This is a genomic window from Sphingobacterium sp. UBA7038 (genome assembly GCF_002494055.1).
Classification (GTDB): domain Bacteria; phylum Bacteroidota; class Bacteroidia; order Sphingobacteriales; family Sphingobacteriaceae; genus Sphingobacterium; species Sphingobacterium multivorum.
In genome coordinates, this window is the sequence record NZ_DLAV01000039.1 from 526,477 (window position 1) to 538,566 (window position 12,090).

11 protein-coding genes are annotated in these 12,090 nt (G+C 39.2%); all 11 read left to right on the forward strand.

The features are described 5' to 3' along the window. Positions 1-597 precede the first annotated feature (597 nt). The 11 genes from B3H30_RS23830 to B3H30_RS23880 all read left to right on the forward strand — a co-directional run bounded on the left by B3H30_RS23830 (position 598) and on the right by B3H30_RS23880 (position 12,060). A complete protein-coding gene (locus tag B3H30_RS23830) occupies positions 598-1,434 on the forward strand; it encodes an SDR family NAD(P)-dependent oxidoreductase (RefSeq protein ID WP_070568468.1) in 837 nt (278 codons plus the stop codon). 99 nt (positions 1,435-1,533) lie between these two features. After that, on the forward strand, positions 1,534-2,484 hold the full coding sequence (locus B3H30_RS23835; protein WP_070568466.1) for a helix-turn-helix domain-containing protein: 951 nt from the start codon (positions 1,534-1,536) through the stop codon (positions 2,482-2,484). A 142-nt stretch (positions 2,485-2,626) separates the two neighbouring features. Further along, positions 2,627-3,199, forward strand: coding sequence for a Crp/Fnr family transcriptional regulator (locus B3H30_RS23840; RefSeq protein WP_070568463.1), 573 nt, complete (start codon positions 2,627-2,629; stop codon positions 3,197-3,199). Positions 3,200-3,277: 78 nt separating this feature from the next. Further along, positions 3,278-3,667, forward strand: coding sequence for a RidA family protein (locus B3H30_RS23845; protein WP_070568460.1), 390 nt, complete (start codon positions 3,278-3,280; stop codon positions 3,665-3,667). A 241-nt stretch (positions 3,668-3,908) separates the two neighbouring features. Beyond that, the gene (locus B3H30_RS23850; protein ID WP_070568455.1) at positions 3,909-4,526 is read left to right on the forward strand and encodes an alpha-ketoglutarate-dependent dioxygenase AlkB family protein; all 618 of its coding nucleotides are present in this window, start codon (positions 3,909-3,911) and stop codon (positions 4,524-4,526) included. 271 nt (positions 4,527-4,797) lie between these two features. Next, positions 4,798-7,641, forward strand: a complete 2,844-nt coding sequence (locus B3H30_RS23855) for a response regulator (RefSeq protein ID WP_286834905.1) — start codon at positions 4,798-4,800, stop codon at positions 7,639-7,641. A gap of 210 nt (positions 7,642-7,851) precedes the next feature. Further along, positions 7,852-8,220: a nuclear transport factor 2 family protein gene (locus B3H30_RS23860; protein WP_070568793.1), complete on the forward strand. Its 369-nt coding sequence runs from the start codon at positions 7,852-7,854 to the stop codon at positions 8,218-8,220. Between the two features lie 49 nt (positions 8,221-8,269). Continuing rightward, a complete protein-coding gene (locus B3H30_RS23865) occupies positions 8,270-9,109 on the forward strand; it encodes a helix-turn-helix domain-containing protein (RefSeq protein ID WP_236586082.1) in 840 nt (279 codons plus the stop codon). A gap of 35 nt (positions 9,110-9,144) precedes the next feature. Further along, entirely contained in the window at positions 9,145-10,296 is a 1,152-nt protein-coding gene (locus B3H30_RS23870) for an FAD-dependent oxidoreductase (RefSeq protein ID WP_070568450.1), read from the forward strand. Between the two features lie 116 nt (positions 10,297-10,412). After that, positions 10,413-11,129, forward strand: a complete 717-nt coding sequence (locus B3H30_RS23875; protein ID WP_070568448.1) for an FAD-binding oxidoreductase — start codon at positions 10,413-10,415, stop codon at positions 11,127-11,129. 139 nt (positions 11,130-11,268) lie between these two features. Further along, on the forward strand, positions 11,269-12,060 hold the full coding sequence (locus B3H30_RS23880; RefSeq protein ID WP_070568446.1) for a hypothetical protein: 792 nt from the start codon (positions 11,269-11,271) through the stop codon (positions 12,058-12,060). The last annotated feature ends 30 nt before the right edge of the window (positions 12,061-12,090 follow it).

Here is a 12,090-nt window from a genome sequence, read left to right on the forward strand (position 1 = left end):
GGCTTATGAATTTGGATTTACAGACGAAAGCCATATCAACAAGTTCTTCAAAAGACATAAGGGTATGATTTTAAAAGGGTTTCGTACCAGTGCGCTCTTGGGTAACAGGGAAGAGGCTTAAGTCAGATGCTCGGCTTTTTTATAAAAGATCAAACGAATACTGCATTCTGGTTGTTCCTAATACGAAAAATGAGACGATTGCTTTTGCTGGCTTGATTTACACTTTGTCAAGCCAGCATTTTTTGAAACCGACTATCCCATTATTGGGATCATAACTATATATCAGGGCCGGACTATTCCGGCCTTTTTTACTATATGGTAGCAAATCTTGAACCTGGGATATTTATTGTATATGTCGGGTTGCCTTTTGCAGATATTGCCTTAGCTACTTCATCTTGCTGTACGACTAATGTTTTTTCTAGATCATCCCAAGGCTGTTTCACAGCCTTGAAAACATGTTGAGAAATTTTCTAATACCATGATACTAAATTCCAGTAGCCCGTTGTTCTTTATTTTGGTTAGGATAATCCTCATTATGGCAACGTAAGTAAATCAATTTTAGAGGCAACTTTGCATTCATATTAATATTAGTTAAAAATGGAAAATAGGCAAAAGGAAAAAGTTTGGTTCATTACAGGATCTTCAAGAGGATTTGGAAAAATATGGACAGAAGCCGCTTTGAAACGTGGCGACAAGGTGGCAGCTACAGCACGTAATATAAATAGTATTGCCGCGTTAAAAGAAACGTATGGAGATCAGGTTTTGGTTCTTGAAATGGATGTAACCAATCGCTCCCAAGTGCAAAATGCGATCCACCAAGCCAAGCAGTATTTTGGCAGATTGGATATTGTGCTCAATAATGCAGGGTATTCTTTAGTGGGGACCATTGAAGAGAGTAGCACTGATGAGGTAAAAGCCATGTATGAAACAAATATTATCGGACCTATCCATGTGATTCAGGCAGCATTACCCATACTGCGAGCCCAAGGGCATGGCCATATTTTAGGTACATCCAGCGCTGTCGGCATTTATAGTAATCCCCTAATCGGCTACTATTGTTCTTCGAAATTTGCGTTTGAAGCTATTTACGATAGTTTGTCTAAAGAAGTTGCGGCATTTGGCATCAAAGTAACGCTGATTGAACCTGGGGCTTACAATACCGAATTTGGCAGCACCGAATCACTGAAAATAGCCAGCAAAAAGCTACCGGATTATGACGATTTGAAAAGTCAGGTGATGAAAAATTTACAAACGATGAAGCGGGGAAATCCTAGTGCCACTGCCGATGCGCTATTTGCTGTTGTAGATGCTGAAAACCCACCGTTGCGATTCCTTTTGGGTAAAAATGATCTGCCATATATCCGTCAAATTTATTCAGAGCGTCTCCAGGAATGGGAAACCTGGAAAGCGATTTCTCAAGCAGCCCAAGGCTAGTGATCTATGTTGTCGTTAACAATCTTGCGATCTATTCGCTTTTCTTTTTTGTGAGGAAAAGCGAATATTGTTTAACTTGTAACCTAGAATTTTTATGATATGGTTTCCAAAAAATCGAATCATTCCGTAAAAAGATTTAATACGCTGGCCGATGTCATGCAGGCATCAGGTTTTCCGCCGCCGCAGCATCCCTTAATTGTTTTGTTGAATGGGGTAGACAAGCCACTTGAAGGTCATGCTCCTCCTAAATCACATGTGTTGAACTATTATAAAATAGCTTTTAAACCAGATGCCGGAGGGGAACTAATCTATGGCCATACCAAATTTGATTTTAAACAGGGCGGTCTGTTTTTTGTTGCTCCTCAGCAGATTCTCTCTGCTATAGAAACGGATAAGCAGAAGGAAACTGGAGAACAAAGCATACTTCGCCCACAGATCACGCTGCTCATAGATCCTGATTTTTTATTGCACTATCCGTTAGCCCAAAAGATCCATCAGTATCACTTTTTCTCCTACGCTACCAATGAAGCGTTGCACCTTTCGAACAAAGAAAAAGAAACCATTCTATCACTTTTCAGAAATATAGAAGAAGAACTTGAGAACCGTATAGACGAGATGAGCCACAATGTGATCATCGCCCAGATTGAACTGTTGCTTAATTATGCCCAACGATTTTATAACAGGCAGTTTCTGACCCGAAAACAAAACTATCCAAGTATTGCCGAGCGTATTGATCAATTGTTGGAGGATTATTTCAATAGCGATAAGGTCCTGAGTGGAGGAGTTCCCACCGTGAATTATTTGGCTGATCAGCTGCATATGTCAGCGAGTTATTTAAGCGATCTGTTGCGAAACCTTACCGGTCAAAACACCCAGCAAATCATTCATGATAAAATGATTTATCGGGCAAAGAATAAGTTATCTACCACAGCTCTCCGTGTTTCTGAAATTGCATTTGAATTAGGTTTTGAACAACCGCAATCTTTTAGCAGATTGTTTAAATTAAAAACCAAACAAAGTCCACAACAATATAGAGCCCAATTCAATTAATTTTTACGGATACTTAAACTCTCCGCACTATTTTTTCCGCGGCGGATTTGTATCAGCGTTTTTGAGAAAACACTTCATTTAGTCAATTTTACAATGGAAGTTTTAACACTTGTAATCAGCAGTAAATGGTACTTACAATCTAATGGAAGATAAATATAATCTGTTAAAAGAACATATTGAGAAAGTCGTTGTACTTACTGAAGATGAATTTGACTTGGTAAAAGCATGTTTTATTCAACGGCAGTATAGAAAGTCGGAATGTATTTTTAGGGAGGGCGATACCGTAAACTATATTTACTTTGTATTGTCTGGTCTTCTTAAATTTTATTATACAGACGATGACGCTAAGCAACATATTGTTTCATTTGCAATGGAAGACTGGTGGGAAACCGATGTTTCAGCCTTTTACACGGGCGGAAATGCTTCATTTACTTTGGAATGTCTTGAGAGAACAGAATTACTTTGTCTGTCGCTGGAAAATTTTGAAAGGTTGTGCAATAGGCTTCAAAAGATGGAACGCTTTTTCCTTCGTAAATCAATTGCCGGGCATATCGGTTCCCAGCAACGGATCTTATCATTTTTAACCTCGGGAGCAAAGGAAAGATATGAGCAGCTGATCAAAAGAAATCCCGCTTTGCTGCAACGGATTCCAAAATTGTTGCTTGCTTCTTACCTAGGCGTATCCAGGGAGACATTAAGCCGTCTATTTTCTTGATTTTATTTAATTGTGAGGTTTGTCACACAGGTGAATGTAAAAATATTTTGAGCTTTGCTCCATAATAATTTTACAGAAATGGAAAAGAAAATAATCAATCCTTGGAACTGGCAGGAAGCCAGAAATTATGTGCAGGCTGTTGAAATTAAACATGCCCATTCAACCTTATATGTGTCGGGACAATGTGCTATTAGTGATGATGGCGTATCGAGCACTGCTGATATGAGAACCCAGATTTTTCATACTATTGAAAATCTTGAAAAAGTTATTCAATCAAGTGGATATGAAGCTCGACATCTCGTTCGCCTCAATATCTACACGACCGATTCTACAGCGCTATTTGAAAACTTTGATGTAATTCAGGATTGGATTACTAAAAATAAAGTGAAGCAAACAAGTACAGTTTTGGAAGTCAAGACATTGTTTGAAACTTTGAAGGTAGAACTGGAAGCAACACTGGTTAAATAACGTCAGGATTAAAAAAATGGCGATAGCTCACTATTTGCCATTTTTTTATTGTTGAATAACGTCCATAAACCGCATTTGGTTGGAAACTCATAAAGGACAATTCTAATAGCGACAAAAGGAAACAGTCAGCAAGACTTTCCCTTAAAAAATAGCAAACGCTCTGCAGCGAGGATTGTTCTTTCTTTGCAGGCATAGGTTTTTGATGCTTCGGAAAATCGTATAAATTTTAGCTCATTATTCCATGGATCAGCTTAGCTTATTTCAACATGAAGGATATATTTTTCCGGAAGATCTCCTGAACTTTGAGCCGGACTTTCTTATGCAGGAGGAAGCTGATCAGTTGTTTGATTTCCTGCTGAAAGAAGTACCCTGGCAGCAGACATCCAAAAAAATGTACGACCGAACGATATTGACTCCTCGCTTGACCGCCTGGTATGGCGACGAAAATGCGACTTATCAAATGGCCGGAAAAAGGATAGCCGTGAATGAATGGCTTATCCCATTAAAGGCGTTGAAGGAGCGGATTGAACAGCGGTTTCATTGTACATTCAATTCCGTCTTGCTCAATCTATATCGCGACAACAACGATTCAGTCGCTTGGCACCGCGATCGCGAGAGTGAATTGGGCAATAGACCCGTGATCGGGTCGGTGAGTCTGGGACAAGCACGCTATTTTGATTTCAGGAAAGTGGACGATCATAATAAGAAGTATTCGTTGCTACTGAACCATGGTGCTCTGTTGTTGATGAAAGGCAATCTGCAGGAGACATGGGAACATCGAATCGCAAAATCTACGCAAAAGATGAGCGCAAGGATCAACTTGACATTTCGCCTGATCAACGAACTAGAGAATGAATAAACAATTTTTGTATAAAGATCAAAAGAAAGAGAAACGTCCCTTGTTATAACAATACTTTTTCATAAATAAGGTTAATAACAGATAGTAACAACCTTAAGTTCTCGATTCAAGGTTGTTTATCTAACATATTTTAATTTGAATTAATTCTTTTTTTATTAAAAAACTATTCAAATAAAATTGTTGTTTTGTTATAAACTAAATTTCTATAGCATATTATAACTTTATGCACAATCAAAGATACCCCAAAAACGATAACAGCCATCCTCTTATCATGGATAATAATTATAAGCTGGTCGCTGATATGATTAAAAAAGATCTTTTTGGAGTGCTCCTTAAAGCTAAATTAATATGTAATACGGAAATTGCAGTGTTGACTTTATTTGATAACAGTCAAAATTTTGTACAGACTTATTTTCATGATGTCGATGGCAATGTAAGTATCGATAAGGTATTTTTCGACTATGTGTTTGATGTCAACGGCACGCTAGAAATTCCAGACGTTAGCACTGAGCCTCAATCGCAGCGCAATTCAGTTATTTTCCAAAATTTTGGCATACTGTATTATTATGAGGCACCGTTAATCGGTTACGACGGAAAAATAATTGGTTTTTTAAGCGTTATGGATAGACGCCCCAACAAGCTTACGGATAGTCAACGGACTCTTCTTTCATTATTGTGTATAGAAGTTCTTAATTTACTTCAAGATAAAAACCAGCATCTCCAGTTAACTAGTAAGTTGGAATATGTGAAGTCTACACTAGACATGACCAGTCAGGTTGCCAGAGTAGGGAGCTGGGAGTATGACTTAGTTGACGATTATATCGATTGGTCTGAAATGACCAAGATTATTCATGGGGTCCCAAAGGACTATCGTCCATCTATTGAAACAGCAATAGAGTTTTACAAGGATCCTCAACATAAAATGAAAATTGTTCAGGCTATAAATTGCGCAATATCTACGGGAGCATCATGGGATCTTGAATTGGAGATTGATACCTATCAGGGTACAAGGTTGTGGGTTAGAGCATTAGGCAAAGCAGCTTTTAAAAAGGGTAAATGTGTTCGACTATATGGCACTTTTCAGGATATCGATAAGCGTAAACGCTCTGAAGCGGAATCGATACGTTCTAAGAAAATGCTTGAAGATGTTTTGAATGCCACTACTGCCGTTGCTATCATAGCAACTGACGCAGAAGGGGTGATAACCCTTTTCAACCGGGGCGCAGAAAATTTATTGGGGTATAAAAGTGAAGAAGTGATCGGTAAAATTACGCCGACATTATTTCATAGCAGTAGAGAAGTTAGAGATCGCGCGAAGGAACTTGAAATTGAATTTGGCTATCCGATTAGTGAATTTAGAGTGTTCGTCGAAATAGCTGAGCGCTACGGATACGAGCAAAGAGAGTGGATTTATATAAAAAAGGATTTTACGCAACTTTATGTATCTCTTGCCGTTACTGCAATGCGTGATATTTCTGGTCAGATTATAGGTTATCTTGGCATTGCCACAGACATCACGAAGATTGTACTTCAAAGAGAAGAGTTAGAGAAAGCTAAAAAGCTTGCTGACCAAGGTAGCGTGGCGAAGTCAGAGTTTCTCGCCAATATGAGTCATGAAATTCGTACACCTCTTAATGGGATTATAGGGTTTACGGATTTGATGAGTCGAACAAAACTAGACGATACACAAAAAGAGTATCTTTCCATTGTTGATCAGTCTGCTAATCTTCTTTTGAGTATCATAAACGATATACTTGATTTCTCTAAAATTGAAGCTGGCAAATTGGAGCTTTCTATTGAAAAAAATGATCTGTATGAGATGTTTGCTCAGGTGGCAAGTTTGATTGATTTTCAGTGGAAAGCCAAAAAATTAGATTTTCGGGTAAATTTATCAGAATCACTACCACATTATGTTTGGGTTGACTCACTTCGTCTCAAACAGGTGCTCATGAATCTTTTAAGTAATGCAATAAAATTTACGGAAAAGGGAAGTGTTGCGCTACATGTTAATGTACTATCTTCGGACGAAAATTCCACGACGCTTCGCTTCTGTGTTACGGACAGCGGAATCGGTATTAAACCGGATAAACAGCAAAAGATATTTGAAGCATTTTCTCAAGAAGACGCGTCAATAAGTAAAAGATTTGGAGGAACAGGGCTAGGACTTAGCATTTCCAACCAATTGCTAAAAATGATGGACAGTAAATTACAATTGGAAAGTGAACACGGAAAAGGTAGCAAATTTTATTTTGAAATAACATTGAGATCTCTAAAAGGGGATGTATATGAATGGAAACTTTTAGAATCTTTACATATTATGATAGTCGCCCGGCGAGATGCCGAACGAGCAAATATTGCATTGATGTTGCAGATGAAGAAAGTTAATGTCTCGTTGGCCGATAACGGATTTGAAGTTCTTCAATTGTTGACTAAAGGAGAACGGTATGATGCGATTATTATCGACCATGATCTACCTATTATGAACGGTATCGATACTGTAAAAAAAATCAGGGAAAAGTTACTTTACAGAGGAGTTGGACAGCCCGTAGTTTTAATGTTATCAGTGCTTGAAACCAACCCAGCCCTTATTGCTGAAAGCAGCAATATTATTCATTGTATTAACAAACCAGTTAAAGTAGATCAACTGTATTCAACATTAGTTGCTGCGCTACAGCTGAATGAAGGATCTATCAAATATGCTGAAAAAGAAACGCTCTTTTTGGAAGGCAAATACAAGATTTTAATTATTGAAGATAATAAATTTAGTATGTTGCTCACCAGAACCATTGTACAGAATGTTCTTCCCAATGCTGAAATCATAGAGGCTGTCGATGGTTTCGCGGGATTTGAATTGTTTAAGGACAATAGGCCTGATTTGGTATTCATGGATATACAGATGCCTGAAATGAATGGATATGAGTTAACTGAATTGATTAGGAAAAATGAGGACGGTAGGATGCATACACCAATTATAGCATTGACTGCAAGCAATATTAAGGAAGAAAAAGAACGATGCATTTCGTGTGGAATGGACGATTTTGCAGTGAAGCCTTTTGTTAAGAAAACGGTGCTGGAGCTTTTGAGAAAATGGTTGATAAACGACGACAATGAGTAAAGAATAAATCTACTTCACAATTATCGAATGTCCTACTTAAATCCTAATCTCTACAGTTCGTCGTAGCATTGAATATATCTTATTTCATCGTTTAAAACAACATGTTCCTCTGTGTGGTTTTATAAACTAACGGGGTATCATACTGATCCATCACAAGATCTAATGCTTGTAGACCGACAAAAATTAATGATTCAAAACAAATTGATGAAAATGAAAAATATAAGAATATTACAGATGGCCAATGAATTTATAGCAAAGGGAGATTATGAAAGCTTCTTAGCTTATTGTACTGCAGACACGAAATGGGTCTTTGTAGGGGATCGTATCCTCCATGGGAAAGAAGAAATCCGTACTTATATGAAAGAGTTCTATCAGGAACCACCAGTTTTTAATGTGGAAAAATCTATTGAGGAAGGCGATTCTGTTATGGTGACCGGAGAAATCCGGTTGAGAAATAAGGCCGGAAAATATGAGCATTTCGATTATTGCGACATTTGGCGATTCGAAGATGGAAAAATGGCAGAGCTTAAAGCATTTGTCATTGAAAAACACGGATCGCCGCTATCGTCATCCGAATAGGCTTGGTATTTGATCTATTTCGTGTGTGGTTATACAATAATCCGTAATTTTGATTGAACGTGTGGGGCTTTTCACCGGATGTGCCGTAGTGAATTTAGCGGGGAAGGCTATTGCGCACAAACTCACTAAAGCAATGGAAAATGAATTAAAATATCAGGCAGTAAAACCTGACAGGCCGTTAGCGGATTTTGTTGACAGCTTTTGGCTTTTACAAAATCAATCGGATTGTGATAAAGAAGTTGTGGTACTGCCTGACGGAAGAGTTGATCTATTTTTTACGCAATCTGCAACAGAGCCTTTCCACATGACGCTTTTGGGCATCCAAACTAAGCCGGGGCGGGCGACCATTGCGCCTTTGCGACAGACTTACGCCATCAGTTTTAACCCGCTTGCAATCCAATCTGTTTTTCAGACCAGCATCGCCAACTTGGTGGACAGGGCAAGCCTCTCGCCTCCTAATTTTTGGAACTTTAGTGCCGACGACCTGAATGACTTTGATTTATTCTGTGCGAAAGCGACAAAAAAAATACAGTCACTTTTGCCACGTGAAGTTGACAACAGGAAACGAACACTGTTCGACCTTATTTATACATCAAACGGGGCGATTACAATTAAAGAACTTGCAGCACAATCGTTTTGGAGTCGGCAGCAGATCAACCGTTATTTCGATCAGCAGTTCGGACTTACGGCAAAAGCATATTGCAATATTATCCGCTTCCGTGCTTCCTTTCAGCACATCAAAGAAGGCAAATTGTTTCCACAACAAAACTTTGCCGATCAATCCCATTTTATTAAAGAAGTCAAGAAACTTGCAGGTGTTTCACCAAAAGAACTGTTGAAGAACCAAAATGAGCATTTTATACAATTTTCAACGCTCAGATCCACCTAATTTTGTTCAGTCAAAAAAATTAAATTGTACTGGATATGAAATTACAAGACAAAAAAGTGGCAGTCGTTGGCGGTGGTCCTGGCGGACTCACACTAGCCAAACTCTTACAATTAAAAGGAGTAAATGTAACTGTATATGAGCGTGATAGTAATAAAGAAGTTCGCCAGCAGGGAGCCACACTGGACCTGCACGAAGAAAGTGGATTGGAAGCTCTTCGCAGGGCAAATTTGATGAATGAATTTAAAGCTAGCTTTCGATCCGAGGCGGGACGTTTAAGGGTGTTGGACGGCCAGGCCATCATCAAAATGGATGAGCACGAGCTTCCACATAAGGATCAGGAAGATCGTCCTGAAATTGATCGTGCCCCTTTGCGTGATATTTTAATAAACGCATTGCATGAGGGTACCATTGTCTGGGACAGTCAGTTTGTTTCAATGGAAGAACAGGATCATGGCTGGCTTCTGCATTTCAAAAACGGAAAATCTTTTTACGCTGACCTTGTCGTCGCAGCGGATGGTGCAAACTCAAAAATTCGCCCTTATCTCACCGATATTAAGCCGACTTATTCTGGCGTGACGATTGTTGAGGGAAATGTCTACGAGGCTGAAAGAAACGCACCGAAACTTTGGGAAATCACAAAAGGCGGAAAAGTCTTTGCGCTTGGAAACGGACAATCCATTATCTTAAGTGCAAAAGGAGAGGGCAGTTTATTGTTTTATACCGGTTGTAAAGTCCCTGAAAATTGGGTGCAGGAAAGCGGCATTGACTTTAATAACAAGCAACAGGTATTTGATTGGTTTAAAGTCGCGTTCTCCTCCTGGAGCGAACAATGGCATGAACTTTTTGCAAGTAATAAAATTTGGTTTATGCCACGCCCGCAATATTATTTTCCATTGGACCAGACTTGGCCCACATTACCCAACTTGACCATGCTTGGCGATGCGGCACATCGTATACCGCCCTATGCCGGTGAGGGTGTAAACCAGGCAATGCAGGACGCTTTTGAGCTGGCCGAAAATTTGACCAGCGATCATTTTCCGGATATTCAGACGGCAATTTCACAGTATGAAAAACAAATGCAGGCAAGGGCGGCCGAAGTTACCAAAGATACGTTGGAAAACACCGAAATATTACACGCGGAAGGTGGCCTTGACAATTTGCTGGCGATGTTTAACGAGCGGAGGTAAACCACGCTCGGCCATTTCGTGGGCAAAAACCACGATTAATCCAATACCTACTCTTTTCCGTTCTATTTTATACGATCGGTTCTGCTGTACTTTGCTTTGAACAAAATATAAATACTATGCCAAGTGCACCAAAGTGGTTATTTGATACCTTAGAATTCTTAACGCCCAAGCTGCCTTTGACCGAAGTTGTCGAAACAGTCTCTTTATCAAAATCTGTGAAGAAGATGTGTTTTAAAGGGGATTTAAAAAATGTACAATTTACGGTCGGTTCGTTCATAGACTTCAGAATTAATGATACAGAGGCTCGAAGATATACCGTTTCCCATGCAGATACTGAAAAGGGCTTGTTTGAATTCGTCGTCTATTTGAATGGTAAAGGTTGTGGAAGTCGTCTTATGGCGGATTTGAAAGTGGGCGATCAAATTGTGATGTATAAGCCAAGAGCGTTAAGTAGGTACTATGATAAAACAACGCAAAGATTTGTCATTTTTGGCGATGAAACTTCGTTAGCACTTGCTTGTTCTTTTCTTCCAGTGTTAAAGAAGAACAAGCATCAGTTTATGTTTATTTTTGAATTAGAGGAAGAGAACAAAGATGTTCCAAAATTATTGGGTTTGGAAAACTGCCTGATATTTTCCAAAAACTTTTTGTCCAACAAGCAGGAGTGGGTAGGCAAACTGTCGGTGATCGATACTCCAGATTGGCAAGAAGCTAAGTTCGTGTTGACAGGTAATGCAAAATCGGTTCAACTCTTCAGAAAAATCATTAGAGAAAACACCAATGGTACCGTTTATTTACACGGCTACTGGTTAGCCGGTAAAAAGGGATTATAATTAGCTTTGAATTATCATACACATCTATTCATTAGCCGCCTGGGCTGGTCCAGCTTGGTAACTAAAGGTGAACCGTGGGCGATGAAGATGAAGGATTGTCAGCATTAAACCGTAATTTTATCGTTCAAACACGTTGAACATGACATTTCTATACCAGTATTTTCGCTTGTATTGGGTGCTAGCGGCATTCCTATTTTCCTTCCATGTTTCTGCACAAAAGCAATCAGGAGTGGACAGCAATGCGTTGGCTATTCACTTTGTTGACGGACAACTTCCTGAAGGTAACTATACCGCAGCGGTGTTGGGAATTCCTCGACCTAATGCATCGCAGCTTGCAATTGTTGAGAAAATGAAACAAGCCTTGAAAGCCAATGAAGATTGGTTTTTCAAAACAATGAAGGAATTAAAACCCGGAGAGCCTATACCATATCACAAAAATCTAGGGATTAGCGAAGCGGAGTATGCTACTTTTATGGAGTTCTCCCAGGCTATCAAAATAGATAAAATAGGGGCTATGGAGCTCAAGATCGTTCGAAAGGACAATAGCATCCATTTCGAACCTAAAGACTTCGGCGATTACTTAAAATATGTGGTCATCAATTTAAAAGACCAGCGGGTCAGGGTTGATAGCCTGGGCTTGGAATACAAAGGGCAGATCATTATGGATGCTAAACGGACAACACTGGTTGCTGGACCTTGGGCAGGTTACTCATGGCAACTCGAAGAATTTAAGAAAGACGGACAATTAATTTTAGATCCGAATAAAGTGGATCCTGCAGAGATGGGAGAACTGAATATAAAATCTATTGAGGTGATAGTTGGCAAACTCGATCATAATAATCAGTGTTTTCTATATGTCAAGAGCAATATTGTCGATAAAGGCCATGTGCTTGCAAAACAGGATATAGCCCTTTTATTAACGAAAGAATAGGCAGAAATTCAGAAATATACCTAACTTTAA

Bases quoted from the DNA above. Each gene is read 5' to 3' on its own strand.
- B3H30_RS23845 (WP_070568460.1), top strand. From the start codon at position 3,278: ATGGAAAAGAAAATAATCAATCCTTGGAACTGGCAGGAAGCCAGAAAT.
- B3H30_RS23850 (WP_070568455.1), top strand. From the start codon at position 3,909: ATGGATCAGCTTAGCTTATTTCAACATGAAGGATATATTTTTCCGGAA.
- B3H30_RS23840 (WP_070568463.1), top strand. From the start codon at position 2,627: ATGGAAGATAAATATAATCTGTTAAAAGAACATATTGAGAAAGTCGTT.
- B3H30_RS23855 (WP_286834905.1), top strand. From the start codon at position 4,798: ATGGATAATAATTATAAGCTGGTCGCTGATATGATTAAAAAAGATCTT.
- B3H30_RS23830 (WP_070568468.1), top strand. From the start codon at position 598: ATGGAAAATAGGCAAAAGGAAAAAGTTTGGTTCATTACAGGATCTTCA.
- B3H30_RS23880 (WP_070568446.1), top strand. From the start codon at position 11,269: ATGACATTTCTATACCAGTATTTTCGCTTGTATTGGGTGCTAGCGGCA.
- B3H30_RS23860 (WP_070568793.1), top strand. From the start codon at position 7,852: ATGAAAAATATAAGAATATTACAGATGGCCAATGAATTTATAGCAAAG.
- B3H30_RS23875 (WP_070568448.1), top strand. From the start codon at position 10,413: ATGCCAAGTGCACCAAAGTGGTTATTTGATACCTTAGAATTCTTAACG.
- B3H30_RS23835 (WP_070568466.1), top strand. From the start codon at position 1,534: ATGGTTTCCAAAAAATCGAATCATTCCGTAAAAAGATTTAATACGCTG.
- B3H30_RS23870 (WP_070568450.1), top strand. From the start codon at position 9,145: ATGAAATTACAAGACAAAAAAGTGGCAGTCGTTGGCGGTGGTCCTGGC.